This is a genomic window from Aliiroseovarius sp. B-4, assembly GCF_056857795.1.
Genome location: NZ_JBSXNV010000030.1, coordinates 46751 through 71159 on the forward strand (window position 1 = coordinate 46751; position 24409 = coordinate 71159).

Below are 24409 nucleotides of genomic sequence, written 5' to 3' on the forward strand. Positions count from 1 at the left end.
GACTATCTGTCAATCTCGATCACGCCATCAGCGTCTGCGGCCCGGCTTTGGCACAGGATCATACTGTTTGCGCGCTGGGCGTTGGACAGGACGAAGTCGCGGTGCTCGACCTTGCCCGAGATCACGCCGCATTTGCAGACGCCACAGATGCCGTCTGAGCATTTCACATCGACATGAACACCCGCGGTGTTCAGCGCCCCTGCTGCTGTTTGATCCTTGGGCACCGCGATCCGTCGCCCATCTTTCAGTTTGATGGTGAACGGGTGGTTCTCGTAATCCGGTTGTTCGGGCGGGGTGAAATATTCCAGATGCAGCGCTGTTTCGGGAATGCCCTGCCGCGCCGCTGCCTCCATCACCGATGACATATAGCGGTCAGCGCCGCAGCAATAGACATGCGTGCCGTCTGGTGCGCCTGACAGGATCGCCTCGAAATCCGCCCGCGTGCCTTCATCCGAGAAATGAAGATGCACGTGTTCCGCCCATGGCATCGCAGCAAGGTCGGTCAGAAATCCCGCTTCAGATCGGCGGCTGGCCGAATAGTGCAGCGCGAAATCCGCGCCGATGGCGTGCAGACGATGGGCAAACGCGATCATGGGCGTGATGCCGATGCCACCGCCCATCAGAAAAGTTCTTGAGGCGCTTTCGTCCAGTTCAAAGTGGTTGATCGGCTTGGCGACGAAAACCTTGCGCCCCTCGGTGAATATCCGATGCAACAGGGCTGAACCACCGCGACCGTCTGGTTCGCACAAGACTCCGATTTGATAGCTCATCCGATCCGCAGGATCACCCGACAACGAATACTGACGCAGGAAATCTGGCGATACCAGCACATCCAGATGCGCGCCGGCGGTCCATTCGGGAAGCGGGGCACCGTCGAGGGACGAGAACTCGTACTTCTTGACACCTTCGGCCATAGGGTCGACCCGCTTTACCACCAACTGCAACACAGGCGCATCATCAGGCACGGTGTAACGATGGATCATCGTTTGATCACCTGCCGCCAGCCGGGTGCGGTATTCGCTGGCCGGGATCATCGCCTGATAGGCTGCGATTCCGGCCTCGCGTTCCATTGGGAACGGATATGGATAAGGCGGCGGGGCAAGGGGGGCGGGATAAACAGCGAGTGTCTGATCTTCATAGCGAAGGCTCAGATCGCGGTTCAGTCCTCGACGGTTTGCCGGAATGTCGGTCGGATGATACCCGCCTTCCGGGCCAAGTTTCAGATCCCACCACCATTTCTTGGTGTCATTCAGTTCACCATGGCCGACCGCATCATCCAGTTTCGCCAAAACGGGGGCCGCACCTGGCAGGGTCGATGCCGCCCAGCGGAACGGAGTCTGCGCAAACAGCCCTTCAAGGTTCCACGGGCAGGTTTTCATACACCGACCACACATGGCGCCACCGGGTTGGGTTACGCGATAGGTGGTGCATTTCTGACTGTCGGATTTCCAGATCTCATAGCCGTTGAACATCAGCTTCGGTCCGGCGGTGATGGCACCCGACGGGCATTCGCGCGCGCATTTGTTGCAGGCTTCGCAGAACCGTTGCAGGCCGAAGTCGATTGGTTTGTCATGTGCTATCGGCATATCGGTCGTCACCACCCCCGATTTCAGGCGCGGGCCAAGATAGGGGTTCAGGATAACCTCGCCGATCCGGCTGACCTCGCCCAATCCGGCTAGAAGCAGAAGGGGCGGTTGCAGGACAGTTCCATCCATCACGGTATGCGCCTTGGCGGCATAGCCAAGGTTGCGGATATGTTGTGCGATCACGCCACCGATCAGAGAGAAACGCAGATAAGCGCGCATGGATTGGCTGACGGCGATCCAGTCGTCCCCCGACGCGCCCTCCATCGTCTCAAATCCCTGATCCACGATCATCGAGACCGCTTGACCATGCGAGGGCTTGATCTCGGCCCCTGTGGCATCGTGGCTGTACCACACCCATTCCGGGCAGCGACTGGTGCCCACTGCGTCGATCCCAAGGAAATAACTGGCAGCCTTTAGCGCGGCGGCGTTTGCGACCGGGTCACTGGGACGGCTGGCTTGATCCGCGACAGGTCCGTCCTGTAGGGGTGTCAGCACCCCCAATGCGCGGCGCTGGGCATAGCTCGGTGCCGCCTTGCGAACATAAAGTCCGCCGGACGAGTTTTCCTGCAAGTGCTTTCCCATGTCACCGAATTGTGCGCGGGCAAACATGTCGGCGCGTTTCGGAACGCGGGCAACATTGGGTTCGTCGATATAGGTTGTCGGCGTGTCGACACGCTTCAGGCGCTCGAACGGATGGGCGCCCATGGCATAGTCGCGCTTGGCGTATGGGTCGCGGTTCAGCGCCGATTTCGTTGTCTTTGTTCCCAGCCACCACGTCGGTCCGTTGATCTGGTGCCATGGTTGTCCCGACATTGGCGCAAGAGCCTTGTCGGGTGTCAGCGCCATGTCGGTCGTCACCGCCGCCAGTCCGAACCGAGGGCCGATCCACGGCGCAACGATTTGTGCATTCTCGATCGTTGCCAGACCCGCTGCAACCGCCAGCCGGTTCAGATCAACATCGGTGGCAGACCCCGTATGCGCCCTGGCATCAAAACCCAGAAGACGGATGTAGTTTGCAATGACAATGGCGGTTTCAGCCCCCAGCAGACAGGCGCGCTGCGCCTGCGCATCCATGATCCATGCGGCCCCCGGTTCGTCCGGTCTGGGGTCGCGGTGATACTCATAAAGGAATACCAGAGCATACCGGTGGCAGCTGATCTCGCGTGGCGATGCCCCAAGATTTTCGCGCAGTTCTGCCATCAATGTGTCGATGCCAGCGGCCAGTGTCTGCACTTCGCGGCTGTTGAGTGACGTGACAAGCGCCCCAATATTCGGATTGATGATCGGCTGTCTCAGAAAGTCATCTGACCCCAGATCCGCGATACCCACCATGGACGCGTCCGAGAAATAGCCAAACGCTTTCAGATGCTCGGCGCGCGCGGTGGGGTCATCGGGGATAGTGGCCCGCGCCGGGTTCACATCGCCATCCCGTATCGCGTCCAGTGCAGCCTGATAGGGCGCCATTGCATTGACGATGCTGTCCGGTTGGTCGGCACGGTCAAACCGCACCGGCGACAAGGCAGGTATGCCAGACAAATCGGGTGTGCCGTCTGTGCGGCTCAGCCCTTCAAGCGGGTATGGTCCCATATGCACCGGGCGGTTCTTGGTCGAAAACAGCCGCATTTCAGGTTTGATCCACCGACGTGGCCTTGCCGGAATAGGCGGTCAGATAGTCTGGCGGTATATCTTCGTCTCCGAACAGACCCAACAGAATACCGACGCGAGCAGATCCTCCTTTTCGCCGCGCTTCGATCTGCGCGTCCGAGATTGTGGTGCGGTGCGATTGCCGCCGCGCCCAGTGAAACAGCTTGTCATAAAGGGCTGAGATGACTTCAGCATGATCACCCGACGCGCCCAGATCGACCAACTCGTCGGGGTCGTTTTGCAGGTCGAACAGCATCGGTCGAAAGCCGCCCTCGGCATGCGTCATCTTCCAACGGTCGGTCACGACCATGAAAAGCCGGCAATCCTTCGGTGCAAGCCCCAGCCTGGAGGCCGCGCCCGAGGTCGAGAAGTCATATTCGCTGATCGCAAAATTGCGCCACGCGGTGTCTTTCCCTTCCAGAAGCGGCACCAGGGATCGGCCTTCAAGGATATGGCGCGGCACCTCTCCGCCAGCCATCTCAACAAACGTGGCGGCAAGATCGATCTGCTCAACCAACTTGTCGCAGACCGTGCCACGACTGGAATCGGCCGAGGGCCGAGGGTCAGAGATGATCAGCGGCACCCGTGCGGATGGGTCGTGGAACATGTCCTTTTCGCCCATCCAATGGTCGCCCAGATAATCGCCATGATCCGAGGTGAGCACGATCACCGTGTCATCTGCCTGCCCGGTGTCATCCAGATAATCCAGCAACCGCCCCAACTGGTCATCGCATTGCTTGATCAGCCCCATATAGGCGGGGATGACGGTTCTGCGCACCTCGTCGCGGGAAAAGGCGGTGCCGACGCCGCCCTCCATGTAAGCACCGTAGACCGGGTGCGGATCTCGGCGTTCGGCGTCAGATCGAACCACGGGCACGATGTCGTCCACGCCATACATATCGTGATAGGGCGCGGGCACAATATAGGGCCAGTGCGGCTTGATGAAGCTGACATGGGCACACCACGGTCCCTTGCCCTTCTGCGCCTCGATGAAATCAATCGTGCGGCTTGTCAGCCACGGCGTTTCGCTGTCCTCTTCCCGGATGTTCGCAGGCTTGTCGGCATGCATCATCAGGAACCCCGAAGCGATGTCGCCTGCGCCCGTGATGCCTGCATTTGCATTGTCGTGCCACGGGTTTTCCGATGGGTAGCCCTTTGCTTTGAGATATTCGTTATAGGGCGAACGTTTTCGGTCATAGAACCCGTCCGGCCCCTCGGCCCAGAGTCCATCGTCACGAATCCATACATCGAACCCGCATTCTTCGACGCGCGCACCGATGACACTGTCTGGCGACAGGCCCAGCCGCGCCATACCTTCGGCATCCGCTTTCATGTGGGTCTTGCCGATCAGCCAGCACTCCATCCCGGCTTTGCGCAGATGGTCGCCCATCGTCATTTCGCCAACCTTCAGGGGGAAGTTGTTATGAGCGGCCCCGTGCGAAGACACATAGCGGCCGGTATAGGTGCTCATCCGGCTGGCACCGCAGACGGGTGACTGGCAATAGGCGCGATCAAATCGCACCCCGCGCGCGGCCACACGGTCGAAACTCGGTGTTTCTAATGTCGGGTGTCCGGCACAGCTGAGATAATCGAACCGCAACTGATCATACATGATGAAAAGGATATTTGGAGCCATGCCCGCGCCTCCCACGGCATATCATTCTGTTCGCAATGGAATCAGTTGAGCATGGACGCGAAGGGGGCGCTACCCCATATTGGATTCAATATCCATTTCCTGTGGAGGTTGGGCTTTTCACCGGGTGTGGGTCAGGTCGCCTGTTGAACCCGTTCGATATAGGCACGAAGCTCACCCGCTTCTTGACGGGCGTCACGCAGACCGTCCATAGCGGCGCTAAGTTCTGCCTCGGTCTGTTGCAACTGGTTGGACATTTCAGCCTCGCGCTGCTGTAGATAGATCATGGCCTGATCGCGAGTTTCTTCTGCTTCGTGAAGGGCCTGAGCCATCTTGTCCAGCTCGTCCATTTCGGTTCCGGCGACCTGAACGAACCGATGGATCAGCCAATGGGAAAACCATCCAAGTGCGAATGCCACGAACAGGATGATGGCGGTGACGATGATAAACTCTGTTCTGTTCATCGTGGGAAGTCCTTGTTTGGTGGCCTAGCGCTCGGGGCGCGGTTGGGGGCGGGTGTCATCGGCTTCGGGCGAGTGCACATCTATGCCGCTATCGGGTAGCGGGTCGGTGTCAGGGGCTGCGTCTTCGTCGGTCGGGTTGGCATCGCCCTCGTCAGAATCTGCGCCAGCGTCTGTCTCCGCGGCCCCGGCATTTTCGGCGTCCGCATCTGCGGGGGTGCCGTCATCTGGCGTGGAATCAGCATCACCAGCGCCATCGGACCCTTCCTGATCTGTGCCCGTATTGTCATCCGACCTCCCGGATGTATCGAGCAGACGAAACTCGATCCGGCGGTTGGCTTCGCGACCTTCCTCAGAGCCGTTATCTGCAATCGGATCAGCCTCGCCATAACCCTTTGCGGTCAGGTTTGTCGTCAGAATGCGCCGCGTCAGAAGTGCATTCAACACTGCCTGTGCCCGGCTTTGCGAAAGGGCAAGGTTCATTTCCTCGCGACCTTGACTGTCGGTATAGCCCTGAATTTCCATGCGCACATCCGCGCAGTCCTTCATAATCTCGGCGATCTCGTCGATGGTATCGGCGGCGGACGCTTCTATGTTGGCTGATCCGGGCGCAAATGTGATCTTCTTCTTCGCCATGATGGCATTGATATTGGCGGCGCATTGCTCTGGGCTGGGCAACGACAGAAGTGGATCAAGCTCTTCCTGATAATCCACATTGATCTGGAAATTCTCGGACGCCCCCAGTTTTTCGCTCAGAATGCGCGAGACGGTGTCGCTTGCATCCGGGTCGCCGGTGACGCCGCGAATGTCCACGACCTCGGGTTGGACCACGACCGACCCGCTGGACAGAAAGGACAGGGCTTCCAATCCCGCAAGAACACGCGTCGGCCAATCACTTGGCAGTTCGCTGTCCAGCCGTGTAGCAGGATACACATTGCCCGATCCGAACTTCGCCCGAGCAAAGCTCACGGTGGCGCTTCGCAAGGTTTCATCGGTCAGGCGGCCCCGCATTTGCACCATTCCTTCTGGACTTCGGGTGGCGACAAATTCGGGTGGCCCACTGCCTTCGCCGCTGCCGTCAATCTTGACGGGCGCTGGCAGGACGGAATGCAGGGAATAAAGGTCGGGCAGATTGTTCTCCAACTCGCCAACAATACGGTCAAAGGTTGCCTGTGATGTGGTGTCGGGGGCCACAAGTGTCACGTCCGCGTCCGAGAAGGTGATTGATCCTCCGCCCAGCTCGCTGACCGCACGAATGCCGGTTTCGACGGCGTCCGGCCAATCTGGTGACGGCACACCCAATCCGATGGTGCAATTTGCTGCGTCGGTCAGGCCAGCTTCGGTTGCCGCCGATACAATCCGCGCGCGCCCGACGGTGGTGTGTGCGGAACACGCATCGAAGCGTGGGCCGTTTTCGTCGATCAGGAACCGCAATGTGAATGGGGTGATCACTGGTCGCGGTGCCGAAATATCAATCGACAGAAGGGCCGTGCGGGGGGCTGCGCGTTTCAGATCGCGCGCCCACTTGGCTTTCTGATCTTCGCTATCCGCCAGCGCAGTGATTGCCACTTTATGCGCATCCATAGATATTTTCGAGCGTGGCAATGTCTCAAGTGCGTAAACCGCGAAGGCCAGCGCCTCGTCCCAATTGGCGGGCATTGGATAGTCAGCGGTTTCAAGCAGGTCGGTGACATGGGAATCGCGTGCAATTGCGTTAACGTCGCTGTTAAGGGCCTCGCGATCAGTGGCCGCCGGGATTAGGCCTATCATGGAAATACCGGCGTCATTGCGCAAAATCTCGATCGAAAAGCGCGGCGGCTTGATCGCTTCGGCTGCGGGGATCGTCACGTTATCAATGACACGGGTCGAATCAACAACCTTTCCGGCTGCCGCGAGCGCCCGAAACCGGGCGGCTTCGCTGGGGGCGACGCCGGACAGGATAACCTGAAGCCCATCGGCTTGGACACTGGCCCATTCATGGCCCTGCAGGAACAGTTCGTCCTTGACGCCGTCCTGCGACGTTGTCTCGATGGTGGACACCGCAAGATTGGCTGCAAGAAGTGACACCAAAGCCGCAATAAAGAACGAGGCGGGAACAAGAAAAACTTGCGAAAGGCGCATGTTGAATGGCGTCCGTTGTCTAGTGAATCCCATGCTTCATAAGGTGTGTCGCGTCCCGGCGCAATCAAAGCAATATCGCAATGGCGAGAAACAGCACAGGGATCAGTCCGGTATTCCGGTTGGATCGGAACAGTCGCAGGCAGGTTTCCGGATTGTCTGTTTTCAGTTGCCCGAGTTGCCACACCATATGCCAACCCATGAACCAGACTCCGCCAAGAGCGATGGCCAATGACAGGACATTTGCACCGGGAACCAAGGCCAAAACAACTGCAAATGCCATCAGGGCAACCGTCAGAATCTGAAACAACAGTAACCAACGTCGGCTGTTGTCGCCAAACAGGCGGGCGGTGGATTTTACACCGATCAGGGCGTCATCTTCGGTGTCCTGATGGGCATAGATCGTGTCGTAAAACAGTGTCCACGCGATACCTGCGACATAAAGCATCACTGCGGGCCAGCCAAGGCTTCCGGTATGCGCGGTCCACGCCAGAAGCGCGCCCCAGTTGAAGGCGATGCCCAGAAAGACCTGTGGCCACCAGGTAAACCGCTTTGCAAACGGATATATGGCGACTGGCAGCAGCGAGATAATGCCCAGCAAGATGGTCGCGCCGTTGAAGGTCAGCAGAATGCCAAACGCGATCAGGGCTTGCAGCGCCATCCAGATTGCGGCTTGCCGTGCCGTGACCTGCCCGGAAGGAATAGGGCGACTGCGCGTTCGTTCGACCCGCGCATCAATGTCCCGGTCGGTGATGTCATTCCACGTGCAACCCGCCCCACGCATCAGCCAAGCGCCGATGGCGCACCCCAACATGATCCACACATCAAACCAACCGAAACGCCCGGTGACGTTGGCGGCAAGCAATACCCCCCACCAGCACGGCAGCAGTAAAAGCCAGGTGCCGATGGGTCGGTCCGCGCGGCTCAGGCGCAGGTAAGGGCGGCTCCATGTCGGGGCGCGATGATCGACCCAATTGCCGCTATAGGCGTCGGACACCCGCCCTTTTGGCTCTGGCATATCGGCGTTTTGGGTCATAGGTTTCCCTCATGAAACAGGCGAAAGTCAGGCTCTATGTAGATCACCCCTTGGCCGAGGGGCAAACCGTTTCGCTGTCGCGGGATCAAGCACATTATCTTTTTGGGGTAATGCGCCTGGGCGAAGGCGACCTTGTGGCCCTGTTCAACGGGCGTGACGGAGAGTTCCCGGCACAGATCATCGAAGCCGGGAAGCGCAAAGGCGTTCTGGAATGTGCGGCCCGGTCGCGTCCCTTGCATATGCCGCCTGACCTGTGGCTGTGTTTTGCGCCGATCAAGAAAGCCCGCACCGATTTTATCGTGGAAAAAGCGGCTGAAATGGGCGCGGCCCTGATCCAGCCGATGCAGACGGAGTTCACCAATTCCGAACGCATCCGCCGCGACCGCCTGCAAGCACATGCTGTCGAGGCGGCCGAGCAATGCGGTGGCACCTATGTGCCCGAGGTTGTTGACTTGATGCGCATGGACAAACTGCTGGACGCTTGGCCCGATGATCGTCAGATCATGTTCTGTGACGAGTCATTGGCGGGGGCCGCGGAAACCCTGAGTGCGGCCAGCGGCCATCGCTGGGCGATCTTCATCGGTCCCGAAGGCGGTTTTTCCGACCGCGAACGTGGGCGCCTGCTTGCTATGGATGTCGCGCATCCGGTCAGCCTTGGCCCGCGCATCCTGCGGGCGGATACGGCTGCGGTCGCTGCGATGACCCTGTGGCAACAGACCTTGGGGGATTGGGCGTGATCCGCGTGGCAAAGCCGGGCGATGAAGGCGCGATTGATGCCTTCCTCGCGCCACGTTCCGAAAGCTCAATGTTTCTGCGATCCAATCTGGCACAGTTCGGCGTCAGCCCCGATCAGTCCGATGATCCGAGCGCTACGACCTTCTGGCTGATCGAAGAAGGTCCCATTCGCGCGGTGTTTGGGAAAAGCAATGCCGGGTTTCTGATGGGGCAGGCCCCCGACAATCACCGGACCGATTGGCGGGCATTTCGTCACGTATTGCGAGGAGCAAAGGTGGCAGGCATCACGGGCGAGACACATCAGATCAAGACTGCGCTGGATATTCTGGGCCTTCGCGATGCAGCGTTTTCCGTGATGCGGGACGAACCGCATTACAGACTGATTCTTCAGGACCTTGAGCGCCCGACAGGCAATGCGCAGCTTCGTACGGTCAGGTCGGATGAGTTCGACATGCTGGTTGACTGGATCATCGACTATGACACCAGCGTGCTGGGATCGGCGATGAATGCGGAAACCCGCACCCGCGCCCTTGCCAACGCCAGCGCACACATGGATTCCAAAAACCATCGGATTTTGGAAGTGGATGGCATACCCGTCGCCAAAACCGCGTTCAATGCGGCATTGCCCGACATGGTGCAGGTCGGCGGTGTTTATACGCCCCCGGAACATCGGTCGAGAGGCTATGCCCGCACGGCAGTCGCCCTGCATCTGTTGGAAGCGCGCGAGCGTGGTGTGACGACCGCGATCCTGTTTGCCAGCGGCGAGCCCGCCTGCCGCGCTTATGAATCGATCGGTTTTCGAAGGATCGGCACCTATACGCTGGGCATCCTCGCTAAAGCGCAGGTGATTGGAGCTGAGGAATGAGCTTTATGCGACCCGAAGCACGCGATGCGTTTGCCCGGTATCGCGAAGCCATGGTGGGCGGCGGGATCATACTGTTGGGTCTATGGTGGGCAATCGAATCGCTGGGCCTGGTCAAGTGGATCGGCCTGGCCGTCGCGGCATTCGGTGCTGCGATCCTGTGGTCGGGCATGCGTCATGCACGCATCCGTGCGGGTCACGGCGGTGTTGGGGTGGTGCAGGTCGATGAACGGCAAATCACTTATCTGGCCCCGGTCGGTGGCGGCTTTGCGTCGCTGGACGATGTCGGTCGGATCGAGATTGCCAAAGACCGCGCAGGCATGGCTGTTTGGCGGTTTCGCACCGGCAACGACATTCTGTTCATTCCAGTGCGCGCTGAAGGGGCCGAGGCATTGTTTGACGCGTTGACCGCCTTAACGGGTGCAGACATTGATGGGGCGATCCGAGCGGCCAATACGCCACCCCATGATACTGTTGTGATCTGGCAGCGGCCGGCCGTATCGCTGCATTGACAGTCCCGCCCCATTGGCCCACCACTGAAAGACCTTGCAAGGCGCGAACAGTCAGGAGACGCCCATGTCCATCCCTCAGTCCGGCGGCGGACCCATCACCCATCATGACCAACTGGCCCGGTATCTGGAAGACGGCTGCAAACCGCGTGATACGTGGAAGATCGGGACCGAGCATGAAAAGTTCGGCTACTGCAAAGACACACTGAAACCGCTGCCCTATGATGGACCGCGGTCGATCCTGGCGATGCTGGAAGGCTTGCGGGACCGCTTTAACTGGACCGAGGTGCGCGAGGCGGGCAACCTGATTGGCTTGGAACGTGACGGGGCGAATATCAGCCTTGAACCCGGTGGGCAGTTCGAGCTGTCTGGCGCGCCCTTGGACAGTATCCACCAGACTTGCGACGAGGTGAACGAACACCTGCGCGAGGTGCAAGAGGTGGCCGAGGGGATCGGCGCGCGTTTCATCGGTCTGGGGGCGGCCCCCGAATGGACGCACGAACAGATGCCTGTGATGCCCAAGGGGCGTTACAAGCTGATGACCGACTACATGGACAAGGTTGGGACACACGGCAAGCAGATGATGTATCGGACCTGCACGGTGCAGGTGAACCTCGATTTTACGAACGAGGCCGACATGGTGCAGAAATTCCGTGTGGCGCTGGCGTTGCAGCCTGTGGCCACCGCGCTTTTCGCCAATTCACCGTTCTTTGAAGGAAAACCGAACGGTCACAAATCCTGGCGGTCGCGCATCTGGCGTGATCTGGACCCGGCCCGCACCGGGATGCTGCCATTCGTCTTCGAAGACGGGATGGGGTTTGAGCGCTACGTCCAATACGCGCTCGATGTGCCAATGTATTTTGTCTATCGCGAGGGCGTATATGTCGACGCGCTGGGTCAGTCTTTCCGCGATTTCATGCAAGGCAAACTGCCCGCGCTGCCCGGAGAAAGGCCGACGCTGTCCGATTGGGCCGACCACTTGACCACCATCTTCCCCGAAGCGCGGATCAAGCAATACATGGAAATGCGCGGCGCCGATGGCGGCCCGTGGCGCCGACTTTGTGCGTTGCCAGCGTTCTGGGTGGGGCTGATGTATGACCAAAGCAGCCTTGATGCAGCGTGGGACCTTGCAAAAAATTTGGGTGCCGAAACCCGCGAGGGTCTGCGGGTTGCCGCTTCGGTCAAAGGGTTGCAGGGCGAAGCGGGCGGCGTGAAGCTGCACGATCTTGCTCGCGAGGCGGTAAAAATAGCCGAAACTGGTCTGAAGGCGCGCGCACGGGCAGGGAATGCGGGGCTGGTGCCCGACGAAACTCATTTCCTGAATGCCCTTCAGGAAAGTGTCGAGGAAGGGCGTTCGCCCGCCTGTGAATTGTTGGCCAAATATCACCACGAATGGGACGGTGATTTGAAACGGATCTATGCTGAATACAGCTACTGAGATGCTTTGAGTCTTCCGCGAAAGGCGGTTTTCAGGAGGCTCGTTCTACATATGAAGGGGCGCTGCCCCTCGGCCTCCCGCTGCGCGGGCGCCCTCACCCCGGGATACTTGTGACAAGAAAAAGAGAGGGGGCTGCCCTCTCTTTCAAGCTTTCGCTTTTCCTTGTACGGTCATCGGCGTCCCCGCCTGTACCGCTGAATCAGAATAACGCTCATTGGTTAACAAAATGTTGCGCTTTTTCTTGTTTCAAATATCCCCGCCGGAGGCTGCCATCATTTCGACGCTTGGTGACGATGCGCCTGATGTGCACGCAAGATATGGCATTCCAGAACTGCACGCGATGCTTTCCAACTACGGATGACCTTAGCGCGGCAAACGGGCGGCAGTCATGACGCACATGCTTGCGATCGACCTCGGCACATCTCATCGCGTGCCCCTTTTGGACGCCGCGCGGCGAGTGTTCATTCGTCTTTTATCTGCGCCGAGCGATAGATCCCTTCTGGCAGGTTCAAAGCCGCCGTCAGGTCCCTGAGTTGTGCAAGCGACAGGGTGATCCGGTGCACAAGATCCGTGCGCGGGTCCCATTGTTCCAACGTGACGCAGTCGTCAAACGCGTTGATCGTGACGTCTTCATTCAGATGCTCGCGGCCCTCGTCCACAAGGGTGACGACAGTGGCATCAAATTCGTGCTCAATGGTAAACATGGGACGAGTTTACGCGTTCAGACGGCAAAGGCCAGTGCCTCATTTGAGCGCAGTGTTCGAAGGTGCCGATGTAGTGGAGGGGAGCCGGGACATATGCGACAGTTTAACGGATTTCTGACGGATCGAGGATCAAAATACGCCGTGTCCGGCGGGCCGGTTGCGTCCCGTGCCGAAGTAAAGTCTTTTCTGAAAACCCTTGCGCGAGACAAACGCTTCGCAAAAGCCACTCACAATTCATGGGCCGCCATTTTGCCCGATGACGGTCCGGTCAAGGGTGACGATGGCGAAGCGGGTGCGGGGATGGTGATCCTGCGGATGCTGGAGCGCGAAGGGCTGCACGGGCACATCATCGTGGTCACGCGTTGGTTTGGTGGCACCAAGCTGGGGGGCGATCGGTTTCGCCGTATTCAGAATTGTGTGGATCATTACGTCGCCAATGCCATACTGGAGGCGCGGAGATGATCAGGTCGGAACTGAAACGCTTCTGGAACACCTGTGTTTGGTCTTGGGCGGGGTGGTGCACCGCGTGGAAAACCGAAAAATCGCTGCGCCAATGGATGATCGTGTGCCTTTTGTCCTGCGGTCTTGCGCTTTGGCTTGATCTTAGCCGCGGAGAGCGCGCCCTCATGCTTGCTTTGTCCGTGCTGGTGGTGGCGTCCGAACTGATCAACACGGCGATCGAGCGGGCTGTCGATCTTGTGACAAAAGACATCCACCCGCTTGCGGAGCAGGCAAAGGACGCCGGCAGTGCGTTTGTGGCGTTGACTGCCTTGGCCGGGGGCTTCGCTTGGCTGGCGATCTTGATGGGCTGAACCTTCAGCTGCCGCTTTCTTCTTCCAGATGCAGCTTCATGTCGATCAGCACATGTTGAAGTGCCAGCGTTTCGCGCAACAGGCGTTTGGCTTCATTGATTGTGATGACGCCGTCTTCGATGGATTGCTGATACTCGCCCATCAACATGGCAAACCGCTGTGACAGCGCGATAACATCGGAATTGACGCCGCCACCTTGGGCATTTTTACGTTCTGAATCATAGGACATGGTGATACCGCGCAGTTCCGCGAGTGCACCTGTGACATGAGGATATCGTGCAGCTTCTTCCAAGGCGGCCACTGCATCAACGGGCATGAACCTGTCCGCATGCTCGTCACTGTCAGAATAATACCGGCCCAGTGTCGCCTTGGATTTGCCGGTTAGTTCACACGCGGCCTCAAGCCCCACATCCTTGACCAGGGCCTCGGTGTGTTTTTTCAGATAGCTGCCAATACTGTCCATATTCGTAACCTCATCGCGTCCGCACAGCTTTGCGGGGAAAACCGGTTTTCTTTTCCCATTATTCTCAGCGCAATGGAATGGCTTATTTAATTCGTGGCAAGTTGGTGAGTTTATCGAGTGCATGGTGCAGTTTGTGCCAGCGCGCGGAAAGGGCCCGTCATGTGTATTATGGCGGGGGTCTGGTCAGGTGATCAGATCAGTGTCAGCAGGGCATAGGTAGTGAGTTTGAGGTCCGTTCCATCCCCAGGGTTTCGACCCGCAGACCTCGGTAGTGATTTTGTCCCTGCGACCCCCTTTTCGTCTGCGCATGAAACGACAGATAGTCTTGATCGCGGGGTCGGTGCCGCGTAATCCCTGTGCATGGCAAAACTCTATTTTCAGTATTCGACGATGAATGCGGGGAAATCGACCCTGCTCCTGCAAGCCAGCCATAACTATGGCGAACGCGGAATGCAGACCTATCTGGTTACGGCACGGTTGGATAATCGCGCTGGGACGGCCCGGATCGGCAGCCGGATCGGTATCGGGTCAGAGGCTGATACGTTCTCAGTTGGCGAAGACCTGTTTCAAAAAATCAAGGCGCGGCTGGATGCCGGCCCGTGTGCTTGCGTTTTCATTGACGAAGCCCAATTCCTTGAACCCGATCAGGTTTGGCAGCTGGCGCGTGCGGTCGATGACCTTGGCGTGCCTGTCATGTGCTACGGGCTGCGCGTTGATTTTCAGGGCAATCTGTTTCCGGGGTCGGCGGCGTTGCTGGCGCTGGCAGATGAAATGCGCGAGGTGCGCACGATCTGCCATTGCGGCAAGAAAGCCACGATGGTGGTGCGCCAGGACGGGGAAGGCAACGTGATGACCGCTGGCGATCAGGTGCAGATCGGCGGGAATGAGACATATGTCTCGCTTTGCCGCCGTCACTGGCGAGAAGCCGTGGGTGACAACGCGACCGGCGCCTAGATCAGACTGGGTTGACCAGTGGTTTGCCCGCCACAAATGCTTCCAGATTATCCACGGCCAGCAACCCCATCGCGGTGCGCACCTCAAGCGTGGCAGTGCCCAGGTGGGGCAGAAGCGTCACGTTTTCGCGCGCGATCAGGGCGTCAGGCACCCTGGGTTCAAACTCATAGACATCCAGGCCCGCACCCGCGATCTGCCCGGCGTCAAGCGCAGCGATCAATGCGGCCTCGTCCACGATTTCACCTCGCGCGATGTTCACGAATATGGCGTGGGGCTGCATCGCAGTAAACGTGCCCGCGCCAATCAGATGTTGGGTGTCTGCCCCGCCAGGGACGGCGATCACCAGAATATCGCAGGCACGGGCCACGTCCTGAATGCTATCCAACTGTTGCGCCGGGAAAGCTGGGAGTTTCGGAGAGCGGTTGAAGAATACCACGTCCATTCCGAACCCATAGTGACAACGCGCGGCTATCGCTTGGCCGATGCGGCCCATGCCAATGATGCCGACAGTCTTTCCGGTGACGTGCATCCCCAACATCTGCGTGGGGTGCCAGCCGTCCCAGAGACCCGCTCGCACAAGCCGTTCACCTTCACCCGCGCGGCGTGCCGTCATCAGGATCAGGATCATCGCCGTGTCGGCGGTCGCGTCTGTCACTGCACCGGGCGTGTTGGTCACCACCACTCCATGCGCGCGGGCGGCATCCACGTCGATATGGTTATAGCCCACGCCGAAATTGGCCAGCAGCTTGGCGCGGATATTCCCTGCCGCCTTGAACACCTCGGCCGAGTAGAAATCGCCCAGAGTTGGCAGCACGAGGTCATAGTCGCGCAGGCTTGCCACCATCTCGTCATGCGACATGGATGTGGTGTCGGTGCGCAGGGTCACATCGAAACCCGCGCGGGCACGATCAATCACCTTTTCTGGCAGGGGGCGGGTGACGAACAGCCGCATCAATACATCCGCGCGCCGTTCGGCACGGTCTTGTCCGGGGTCAACAGCACGATGTCTTCGTTTTCGTCGGGCAGGCCCAGCACCAGAACCTCGCTCATCACCGGACCGATCTGGCGCGGGGGGAAGTTGACGACGGCCAGAACCTCTTTGCCCACCAGCGTTCCCGGGTCGTAAAGCGCGGTGATCTGGGCCGAGCTTTTCTTTTCACCAAGCTCTGGCCCGAAATCGACCCAAAGCTTGATGGCGGGCTTGCGGGCCTCGGGGAAGGGTTCGGCACGGGTGATGGTCCCCTTGCGAATGTCGACTTTCAGGAAATCGTCAAAACTCAGATCACCCATTGGCAAGCTCCTTGGATCGGTTGGCGGCGGCGGCAACGGCACGGGTTAGAAGGGCGGGGAAGCCGTCTTTCTCGTTCATCAGCACCGCAAGTGCGGCGGCGGTGGTGCCGCCGGGGCTGGTCACGTTCATGCGCAACTGGGCCGGGTCGTCGTCTGCTTGTTCCGCCAAAGCGCCCGCCCCGGCCACCGTCGCCGTGGCAAGCTGCATGGCAAGATCGGCTGACAGACCTTGCGTCTCACCGGCGGCGGCCAGCGTTTCGATCAGGTGAAAGACATAGGCCGGGCCAGAGCCTGACACGGCGGTCACCGCGTCCATCTGGTGTTCCCCGTCCAGCCGCACGACCTGCCCAACCGCAGTGAGCAGTGCCTCGGCCATGTCCAGATGCTCATCGGTGGCGAGGTCATTGCCGCAGATCGCCGTAATTCCACGCGCAATGGCGGCGGGGGTGTTCGGCATCGCGCGGATGATCGGGGTCTGGTCGCCCAGCATCGCCTTGTAGGTGGCAATCGAGGTGCCAGCCGCGACCGACAGAAACAGCGTGTTGCCATTGCCGAACCCGGCCAGTGCGGGCAGCGTATCCGCCATCATCTGCGGCTTCACGGCGATCAGAACGATGGCTGGGCTGTCAGGCAAGGTCATGTTCAGGTTCACCCCGGTGCTGGAAAGCCAGTCCGATGGATGGGGATCGTTCACCCAAACCGCCCCCGCAGGCAGACCTTGTGCCAGCCAGCCTTCCAGCATCGCCGATCCCATCTTGCCGCAGCCCAGCAGCACCAGCCCGCGTGCCTCAAGCTCTTTCATACTCCCAGTGCTCATGTTGGCTCCTCCGCTATTCCAGCCATGGATAACGCGATGGTCGGGCAGGGAGCCAGCAAAAAAGCCCGACTGAAGCCGGACCTTTTTCTTAACCCGTCATGAAGTGGGATCAGGCGCGGCCATAAGCCTCGGCAATGGCGACCTGAAGCGCGTCGTCCACGCTGCGATCGGTCCAGCAGACCAGTTGGAAGGCAGGATAGAACCGTTCCGACGTTGCAACCGCGCTTGAGATCAATTGGTCGATTTGCTGCGGGCTGACGATTTGTCCGCCATTCAAGGCAAGGCCATAGCGATACACCATCAGACGCTGTTCATGCCAATAGGTGAACGCACCGGTCCAGCACATGTCATTGGTGCGGTTCAAGGCCTCGTAAAGGCGAGGCAGGCTTTCTTCCGGCGGCTCCATCTCGAACGTGCAGATCAGGCGCAACGTTTCGTCATAGGGCGACCACGCAAGGGTCAGCGAATAGGTTCGCCATTGTCCTTCAACCGCCATTGCGATCTGGTCGTCGGCCACGCGGTCAAACTCCCAAGCGTGGTGTTCGGCAATGGTTTCGACGATGTCGATGGGGTGAAGCTCGTCACTTTCGATGAACTGCTCGGTCGCGGACATGATGTTGTCCTTCCATTCGTTTCAGCCTCGCGACGCTTGGGCAGATGGTCGGCCAAGACCAAATGCGGCCACTAAGACTTGATGCCTGTACTAGGTTCGGCGTTCTGTGCGCCTTGCCCTTACTAGATATGGTGTCAGGTCGCCGAGTCCCTGTAAAGACAAACTTTCGCAGATGAAGCAGTTGTCCACAGAAAACATTTGTTTCTCCACAGCTTAACGGGGCATGACGGGGAAGGCGGAACCAAGCCAGTTTTTTCGGGTCCGCTTGACGTTGCCCCTTGGAACCCCCAACTTGCCGCGAAACAGAAGATGTCAGGAGACACAGGTGTCCAAACACACAGCCCCGTTTGCCCGGTTCGAGTGGCAGATTGCTTGGCGATACCTGCGCGCGCGCCGCGCCGATGGGGGCGTCAGCACGATGACCTGGATCAGCCTGATCGGTATCACGTTGGCCGTTGCGGCGCTCATCATAACGCTGGCTGTACGCACCGGGTTCCGGGACGAATTTGTCGACACGATTTTGGGCGCCAATGCCCATGTCGAGGTATTCGCCCAGAGCTATGTGAATGAAAATGGGCAGGTTGAACGCTCGATCACGAATTATGTGGAGTGGGCAGAACGCATCGCGCAAGTGCCCGGTGTTGTCCGCGCCGCGCCCCTGATCAAGGGTCAGGTCATGGCCAACGCGGGCCAGAACAACGCAGGGGTCGAGGTGTTTGGCATATCCTATAATGATCTGCTGGCCATCCCGCGCGTGGCCAAGCCCGAAAGCTTTGCGGGCGATATCTCGGCGTTTGAAAACGGCATTGCCATTGGGTCGGGCGTGGCGGCTGAGCTTGGTATCGGGCTGGGCGACAAGATCAAGATCATCTCGCCCAACGGGGTCAAGACGGCGTTCGGCACCAGCCCGCGGGTGAATGCCTATGACGTGACATATATCTTCACTGCCGGGCGCTGGGACATCGACCGCACACGCGTCTATCTTCCCTTTGCCGAGGCGCAGAGTTTTTTCAACCGTGAAGGCGCTGCCGATCAGATCGAGGTGATTGTTGATGAGCCAGAAAAGGTTGATCGGCTGATCGAAGATATTCTTGCCGCGACCGTGGAACCGTCATCCTATTGGACCTGGCGTGACCGATCCGGCGCGTTTCTACGGGCACTCGATATGGAAGATAACGTCATGTTCATTATCCTGTCGGTGCTGGTGCTGATCGCATCAATGAACATCACCTCGGGCTTGATCATGTTGGTCAAGAACAAGGGGCGCGACATCGGCATCCTGCGCACCATGGGTCTGACCGAAGGGTCGATTCTGCGGGTGTTTTTCCTGTGCGGATCGTTGACGGGGATCGTTGGCACCATCGCAGGGGTTATCCTTGGCTGTCTGTTTGCCATCAATATCGACGCGATCTTTTCGGCAGTGAACTACTTTGCCGGGGGCGGGGTGTGGGATCCGTCGATCCGCGGCATCTATCGCCTGCCTGCCAAGCTGGAGTTTTGGGACGTGGCGTCCGCTGTGGGCCTATCCCTGACCCTGTCTTTCCTTGTCACCCTGTTTCCGGCACGCAAGGCAGCCCGGATGAACCCGGTCGAGGCGCTGCGCTATGAGTAACCCTGTTCTTCACCTGTCAGGCATCGAAAAGACCTATAACGCGGGCACACCCGGCGAAATCCGCGTGCTGCGCGGGGCTGATCTGGAGATTGCGCGGGGCGAGGTCGTGGCATTGGTCGCGCCCTCTGGATCGGGCAAATCAACGCTTCTGCATATTGCCGGGCTGCTGGACACGGCAGACGCTGGGCAGGTTGCGATCAACGGGCAGGATATGGGCGCGCTGTCGGATCGCAGGCGCACCGCAGCCCGCCGGAACGAAGTGGGGTTCATCTACCAGTTCCACCACCTGCTGCCCGAATTCACCGCGCTGGAAAATATCGCCTTGCCGCAACTGGCCAACGGGATCAGCGACAAATCGGCCCGCGATCACGCGATGGAGTTGATGGAGCGCGTGGGCGTTGATACCCGCGCGACCCACCGACCGGCGGAACTGTCGGGCGGTGAACAGCAGCGCGTCGCCTTCTGCCGCGCGCTTGCCAACCGCCCCGCGCTTTTGCTGGCGGATGAGCCCACCGGCAACCTTGACCCCGACACCGCGGACACTGTGTTCAACGCGCTGATGGAGCTGGTGCGAGACACCGGTCTGTCGGCCCTGATCGCCACCCACAACCTTGAACTGGCCGCGCGGATGGATCGGACGCTCAGACTGGATGCGGGCGTCATCGTCTGACCGCTCTCGGTTCCTGACATTCACGTGACAGGCGGCGCGCTGCCATTGCGCCGCGCGATCCTTCTGGCACACTCCACGCTCGCAACCCGTGCATCGGAGAACCACATGCGCCACCTGACAAAATCCGCTTTCTTCGTCGCAGCACTGGGTGTGCAGGTGGCCAACGCTGGCCCTGTCGGATTTGGCGACTGGCGACAACATTGGTTCGCCCGGTTTGCGGATGTGGATTTCACCTACTCCGGCAAGTCGCTGAGCGTTCAGGCCAACGGCGCCGTGTCGATCACCTACAAGCTGCTGGACCAACAGCATTGGGATGCCAGGACCGCGCAATGGCGGTGGGCCGTGGATAAAACCGTGCCCGCAACCGACCTGCGCCAGAAGGGCGGTGATGACCGCAACCTTGCGCTCTATTTCGCGTTCCTTCCGGAAGCCGAGGCCGAACGGGTAAACGGGGGCCGCAACCTGCGCCGCCTTTTGAAAAACCCCATGGGTCGAGTCCTGGTCTATGTCTGGGGCGGCGATCACGGGCGTGGGGCCGTTCTGCCGTCGCCCTATCTGGGCACGCGCGGCAAGACCGTGGTGCTGCGGCCATCCGGAACGGGAGGATATAGCGAAAACGTCGATCTTGCCGCCGATTATCGCCGCGCCTTTGGATCGGATCCCGGTGCCCTGGTCGCCTTGGCCGTGTCGTCCGACAGCGACGATACCGACACCATTGCGCGGGGGCAGATCACGGATCTGGTGTTGAAATAGGCGGATTGCAGCAGCTTGGGCACCTGTTCCGGTTGAACCTGCCAGACGGCGTGCTAGGGTTATGCAACCCCTTTGAAAAGCTGCGAGGTTCCATGCTGCGCACCGTCCTGATCATCCCCGCCCTGACCCTGACGCTTGCCGCCTGCGAGCCGGATGGGTTGTTCACCGCAAGCACCGATAAAGTTGACGTGACGGACGAGACCGGCGCGCAAATCTTTGCAGAGAACTGCGCGTCCTGCCACGGGGCGGACGCCAAAGGCGGCGCGATCGCAGGAGCCCCAGACCTGACCACACTAACCGCCCGCCACGGCGGCAAATTCCCGGCCCGATATGTCATGTCCACCATCGACGGCTACGCCCAAGGCACCCACCGCGGCCCGATGCCCGAATTCGGCACCTATCTGGAAAGCGAGATGGAGGTCTGGGTGGACGAAAAAGGCGTGCAGACCCCGACGCCGGGGGCGCTGGTGCGCCTAGCGGAGTATTTGGAGAGTGTGCAGGGGTAGATTTCGCGCCTGAATAATCTCCAATCCCTGTTTCCGTTTGAACTTGAACTTCCCGTAGTGATTACATATTTGGTGATTGCAACCGGCGATAGAATGGCAGGCGACGTATAGGTTTAACTTATGCCCATCTGCATGGCGGATTGCCTATGGGTAAATCCAAGGTGATCCATATTTTGAACAGTGATCATCGCTGAGGTGAAAGGCCGCCGGATGTAAGTAATGGAGGGTTTTGCTATGCAGAAACTCAAATACTTCCTGCGCCTCGCTATGATGATTGCGGCAAAGTTGGTGGTCAAAGAGATCATCAAGTTCGTCATTGATCTGATTAGCGAGGCCACTGTTTACGCGTGTCGCACAATTATGAAACTCGTTTTGAGCTTAAGCCAAACAAATGGATTTACGTCCCTACTGAACAGGCAAAAATTGATGGCCTTAAAATCGTAACCAGACTTAGATCTCAGTGGACGCCTTGGTCTTACTACTATCATCTATATAAAGCTGGTGGACATGTCGCGGCGATGCGTCCCCATGCGCATCAAATCTACAAAGCTTCGATTGACCTAAGATATTTCTTCAGTTCTTGCACCCGAACAAAGGTCGCACGTTCTTTGCGTCTAGTTGGTTATTCTTCGAAGGACGCTTTTGATGTTGCACACCGCTCATGTGTTGTCAGCGGCAGGATAAAGCACCTACCTTATGGTTTTCCTCAGTCGATGCACCTTGCAACCTTGGTTATCGACAGAAGCGGACTGGGTAGTGAACTGCGACACTTGCAAAATGAAGGGATCGTAGTGTCCATGTATGTGGACGATATTCTTATTTCCTCAGACTGCGAGATTCAGCTGAAGAGTGCTTATGATCGTATTTTGAAATCGATTGAAGGTTCTAATTTCGATTTTTCACCGACTAAGCTGAGCCCGCCCGCATCTACAGTGACGGCGTTTAACTGTGAGATTTCAGACAGACTCAAAGTTCTTCCAGATAGAATGAATATCTTTCGCGAGCAATTACGTCATGCAAATGAACATGCGCGTGATGCGATCCTTAGATATGTTGGTGTTATTTGCGAGGACCAACGAACTGAGCTTGAAAGCAAAATCCCCTAGACATCCAACTCCTCCACGAACCTCGCATTCTCCTGAATATACTGGAACCGAAGCTCGGGTTTCTTCCCCATCAACTGTTCAACCAGAGCCGCCGTTTCGCCCGGTTCATCCTCGTCAATCGTGACGCGGATCAGCTTGCGGGATGCCGGGTCCATCGTGGTTTCTTTCAGGTCTTTCGCGTCCATCTCGCCCAGACCCTTGAACCGGCTGACGTCGATTTTCCCTTTGCCGCCCAGGCCTTTTTCCAGCCACGCGTCCCGCTCGGCTTCATCAAGGCAATAGACGCGCTTCGCCCCTTGGGTCAGGCGGAACAGCGGCGGGCAGGCCAGATACAGGTGGCCCGCGTCGATCATCGGGCGCATTTGGGTGAAGAAGAACGTCATCAGCAGGGCCGCGATATGCGCACCGTCTACGTCCGCGTCGGTCATGATGATGATTTTGTCATAACGCAGATCATCGACGTTGAACCGCGTGCCCAGCCCGACGCCAAGGGCTTGGGTCAGGTCGCTGATTTCCGCGTTCGTGCCGATTTTCGAACCCGCCGCGCCCAGCACGTTCAGGATTTTCCCGCGCAGGGGCAGCAGCGCCTGAGTCTTGCGGTTGCGCGCCATTTTGGCGGACCCACCAGCCGAGTCGCCCTCGACAATAAACAGCTCGGTCCCTTCGCGGTTGGTGGCCGAGCAATCGACCAGCTTGCCCGGCAGGCGCAGTTTCTTGGTGGCAGTCTTGCGCTGGGTCTCTTTTTCCTGTTTGCGGCGCAGACGTTCCTCGGCCCTGAGAACAAGGAAATCAAGGATCGCACCCGCGGATTTCGTGTCGGCGGCCAGCCAGTTGTCGAAATGGTCGCGGACCGATTGCTCGACCATCTTGTTGGCGCTTTCGGTCGATAGCCGGTCCTTGGTCTGCCCCACGAAAGACGGGTCGGCGATGAAACATGACACCAGCGCGCATCCGCCCGTCATCAGGTCGTCGCGAGTGATGTTGGCGGCTTTCTTGTTGCCCACCAGATCTCCATAGGCCTTGATGCCTTTCAGCATCGCGGCCCAGAAACCGGTGACGTGGGTGCCGCCTTCAGGGGTTGGGACGGTGTTACAGTAAGACTGCAAATAGCCATCCATCGACGGCGTCCAGTTGATCGCCCATTCGACATATCCCGGCTCACCAAACCGTTCGCGAAACTCGACCTTTCCGGCGAAGGGCTGATCGGCATAGACCGACGCGCCGCCCAACGTCTCTTTCAGGTAATCGGACAAGCCGCCGGGAAAGTGAAACGAGGCTTCGGTCGGGGTTTCGCCATCATCAATGTGCGATTTCCAGCGGATTTCAACGCCCGAGAACAGATATGCCTTGGAGCGCACCATGGTAAATAGCCGCTTGGGTTTGAACCGGTGGTGGCCAAAAATTTCCTCGTCGGCGTGGAATGTAACATCCGTGCCCCGCCGATTGGGGGCCGCGCCGACTTTCTCAACCGGGCCAAGCGGTATGCCGCGTGAAAACCGTTGTTCGAACAGTTCCTTGTTCTTGGCAACCTGCACGACCATCGTGTCTGACAGGGCGTTCACGACAGACGAGCCAACCCCGTGCAACCCGCCCGAGGTCTGATACGCCTTGCCCGAGAATTTGCCGCCCGCGTGCAGGGTGCACAGGATGACCTCTAACGCCGATTTGTCGGGGAACTTGGGGTGTGGATCAATCGGAATGCCGCGCCCGTTGTCGCGGACGGTGACGGCGTAATCTGCGTGCAGTTCAACCTCGATCCGGTTGGCATGGCCCGCAACGGCTTCGTCCATCGAGTTGTCAAGGATTTCCGCCACCATATGATGCAGCGCCCGTTCATCGGTGCCGCCGATATACATGCCGGGCCGCTGACGCACGGGTTCAAGACCTTCCAGCACCTCGATCGAGGACGCGTCATAGATGTCTTGGCCTTGGCTGGCCAACAGGTCATTGCTCATGGATGTATCGCCCTGCATGCTGCTTTGCTTTGCTATTTGCTGTAGTATGACAGAGCACCCGGACCGGGAAAAGGGCGGGTGCGTCGATAGCGCGATTGATACACCAGTTTTTCGGTTTTTGGGAAGGAACCC

At 58.9% G+C, this 24409-nt stretch carries 24 protein-coding genes; 12 read left to right on the forward strand and 12 right to left on the reverse strand.

The features are described 5' to 3' along the window. Nucleotides 1-2: 2 nt before the first annotated feature. From AC13C8_RS04475 to ubiA, 5 genes are all read right to left on the reverse strand, one after another. Nucleotides 3-3209, reverse strand: coding sequence for a reductive dehalogenase (locus AC13C8_RS04475; RefSeq protein WP_482846500.1), 3207 nt, complete (start codon nt 3207-3209; stop codon nt 3-5). Between the two features lies 1 nt (nt 3210). Continuing rightward, nucleotides 3211-4866: a sulfatase-like hydrolase/transferase gene (locus tag AC13C8_RS04480; protein ID WP_482846501.1), complete on the reverse strand. Its 1656-nt coding sequence runs from the start codon at nt 4864-4866 to the stop codon at nt 3211-3213. 131 nt (nt 4867-4997) lie between these two features. Further along, on the reverse strand, nt 4998-5327 hold the full coding sequence (locus tag AC13C8_RS04485; protein ID WP_091428227.1) for a hypothetical protein: 330 nt from the start codon (nt 5325-5327) through the stop codon (nt 4998-5000). A 24-nt stretch (nt 5328-5351) separates the two neighbouring features. Next, a complete protein-coding gene (locus tag AC13C8_RS04490; protein ID WP_091428228.1) occupies nt 5352-7445 on the reverse strand; it encodes an OmpA family protein in 2094 nt (697 codons plus the stop codon). A 64-nt stretch (nt 7446-7509) separates the two neighbouring features. After that, a complete protein-coding gene (ubiA, locus tag AC13C8_RS04495) occupies nt 7510-8478 on the reverse strand; it encodes a 4-hydroxybenzoate octaprenyltransferase (protein WP_091428230.1) in 969 nt (322 codons plus the stop codon). Between the two features lie 11 nt (nt 8479-8489). Here ubiA and AC13C8_RS04500 point away from each other — a divergent pair, with 11 nt between their 5' ends. The 4 genes from AC13C8_RS04500 (at nt 8490) to AC13C8_RS04515 (ending at nt 12022) form a co-directional block, all read left to right on the forward strand. Continuing rightward, on the forward strand, nt 8490-9215 hold the full coding sequence (locus AC13C8_RS04500; RefSeq protein ID WP_482846502.1) for a 16S rRNA (uracil(1498)-N(3))-methyltransferase: 726 nt from the start codon (nt 8490-8492) through the stop codon (nt 9213-9215). After that, complete coding sequence (locus tag AC13C8_RS04505; protein WP_482846503.1) at nt 9185-10078, forward strand: GNAT family N-acetyltransferase; 894 nt, start codon at nt 9185-9187, stop codon at nt 10076-10078. The genes AC13C8_RS04500 and AC13C8_RS04505 overlap by 31 nt, the downstream gene beginning before the upstream one ends. Continuing rightward, entirely contained in the window at nt 10075-10587 is a 513-nt protein-coding gene (locus AC13C8_RS04510; RefSeq protein WP_482846504.1) for a hypothetical protein, read from the forward strand. Before AC13C8_RS04505 ends, AC13C8_RS04510 begins: the two co-directional genes overlap by 4 nt. 64 nt (nt 10588-10651) lie before the next feature. Then, the gene (locus AC13C8_RS04515; protein ID WP_482846505.1) at nt 10652-12022 is read left to right on the forward strand and encodes a glutamate--cysteine ligase; all 1371 of its coding nucleotides are present in this window, start codon (nt 10652-10654) and stop codon (nt 12020-12022) included. A gap of 461 nt (nt 12023-12483) precedes the next feature. On the opposite strand, the gene AC13C8_RS04520 is transcribed toward AC13C8_RS04515, so the two are convergent. Further along, entirely contained in the window at nt 12484-12726 is a 243-nt protein-coding gene (locus tag AC13C8_RS04520) for a hypothetical protein (RefSeq protein ID WP_091428239.1), read from the reverse strand. A gap of 93 nt (nt 12727-12819) precedes the next feature. On the opposite strand from AC13C8_RS04520, the gene AC13C8_RS04525 reads away from it, so the two are divergent. Then, complete coding sequence (locus AC13C8_RS04525; RefSeq protein ID WP_091428241.1) at nt 12820-13188, forward strand: YigZ family protein; 369 nt, start codon at nt 12820-12822, stop codon at nt 13186-13188. After that, complete coding sequence (locus AC13C8_RS04530; RefSeq protein WP_091428243.1) at nt 13185-13538, forward strand: diacylglycerol kinase; 354 nt, start codon at nt 13185-13187, stop codon at nt 13536-13538. Before AC13C8_RS04525 ends, AC13C8_RS04530 begins: the two co-directional genes overlap by 4 nt. 4 nt (nt 13539-13542) lie before the next feature. On the opposite strand, the gene AC13C8_RS04535 is transcribed toward AC13C8_RS04530, so the two are convergent. Continuing rightward, a complete protein-coding gene (locus AC13C8_RS04535; protein WP_091428245.1) occupies nt 13543-14001 on the reverse strand; it encodes a hypothetical protein in 459 nt (152 codons plus the stop codon). 360 nt (nt 14002-14361) lie between these two features. On the opposite strand from AC13C8_RS04535, the gene AC13C8_RS04540 reads away from it, so the two are divergent. Then, entirely contained in the window at nt 14362-14955 is a 594-nt protein-coding gene (locus AC13C8_RS04540; RefSeq protein ID WP_091428248.1) for a thymidine kinase, read from the forward strand. Nucleotide 14956: 1 nt separating this feature from the next. Here the strand turns inward: AC13C8_RS04540 and AC13C8_RS04545 are convergent, their stop codons facing one another. The 4 genes from AC13C8_RS04545 to AC13C8_RS04560 all read right to left on the reverse strand — a co-directional run bounded on the left by AC13C8_RS04545 (nt 14957) and on the right by AC13C8_RS04560 (nt 17675). After that, complete coding sequence (locus AC13C8_RS04545) at nt 14957-15907, reverse strand: 2-hydroxyacid dehydrogenase (RefSeq protein ID WP_482846506.1); 951 nt, start codon at nt 15905-15907, stop codon at nt 14957-14959. After that, nucleotides 15907-16245 (reverse strand): tRNA-binding protein, encoded by a 339-nt coding sequence (locus AC13C8_RS04550; protein WP_482846507.1) that lies wholly within the window; start codon nt 16243-16245, stop codon nt 15907-15909. Before AC13C8_RS04550 ends, AC13C8_RS04545 begins: the two co-directional genes overlap by 1 nt. Further along, the gene (proC, locus tag AC13C8_RS04555) at nt 16238-17062 is read right to left on the reverse strand and encodes a pyrroline-5-carboxylate reductase (RefSeq protein WP_482846508.1); all 825 of its coding nucleotides are present in this window, start codon (nt 17060-17062) and stop codon (nt 16238-16240) included. Before proC ends, AC13C8_RS04550 begins: the two co-directional genes overlap by 8 nt. A 109-nt stretch (nt 17063-17171) precedes the next feature. Next, nucleotides 17172-17675, reverse strand: coding sequence for a type III secretion system chaperone family protein (locus tag AC13C8_RS04560; RefSeq protein ID WP_091428259.1), 504 nt, complete (start codon nt 17673-17675; stop codon nt 17172-17174). A 325-nt stretch (nt 17676-18000) separates the two neighbouring features. On the opposite strand from AC13C8_RS04560, the gene AC13C8_RS04565 reads away from it, so the two are divergent. The 5 genes from AC13C8_RS04565 to AC13C8_RS04585 all read left to right on the forward strand — a co-directional run bounded on the left by AC13C8_RS04565 (nt 18001) and on the right by AC13C8_RS04585 (nt 22322). Continuing rightward, complete coding sequence (locus tag AC13C8_RS04565; RefSeq protein ID WP_482846509.1) at nt 18001-19287, forward strand: lipoprotein-releasing ABC transporter permease subunit; 1287 nt, start codon at nt 18001-18003, stop codon at nt 19285-19287. Then, nucleotides 19280-19957 (forward strand): ABC transporter ATP-binding protein, encoded by a 678-nt coding sequence (locus tag AC13C8_RS04570; RefSeq protein ID WP_482846510.1) that lies wholly within the window; start codon nt 19280-19282, stop codon nt 19955-19957. The genes AC13C8_RS04565 and AC13C8_RS04570 overlap by 8 nt, the downstream gene beginning before the upstream one ends. 105 nt (nt 19958-20062) lie before the next feature. After that, on the forward strand, nt 20063-20710 hold the full coding sequence (locus tag AC13C8_RS04575) for a DUF3047 domain-containing protein (protein ID WP_482846511.1): 648 nt from the start codon (nt 20063-20065) through the stop codon (nt 20708-20710). A 92-nt stretch (nt 20711-20802) separates the two neighbouring features. Beyond that, the gene (locus AC13C8_RS04580; RefSeq protein ID WP_482846512.1) at nt 20803-21216 is read left to right on the forward strand and encodes a c-type cytochrome; all 414 of its coding nucleotides are present in this window, start codon (nt 20803-20805) and stop codon (nt 21214-21216) included. A 347-nt stretch (nt 21217-21563) separates the two neighbouring features. Then, nucleotides 21564-22322, forward strand: a complete 759-nt coding sequence (locus tag AC13C8_RS04585; protein ID WP_482846513.1) for a reverse transcriptase domain-containing protein — start codon at nt 21564-21566, stop codon at nt 22320-22322. On the opposite strand, the gene parE is transcribed toward AC13C8_RS04585, so the two are convergent. After that, the gene (gene parE / locus AC13C8_RS04590; protein WP_482846514.1) at nt 22319-24277 is read right to left on the reverse strand and encodes a DNA topoisomerase IV subunit B; all 1959 of its coding nucleotides are present in this window, start codon (nt 24275-24277) and stop codon (nt 22319-22321) included. The genes AC13C8_RS04585 and parE overlap by 4 nt on opposite strands. Between the last annotated feature and the right edge of the window lie 132 nt (nt 24278-24409).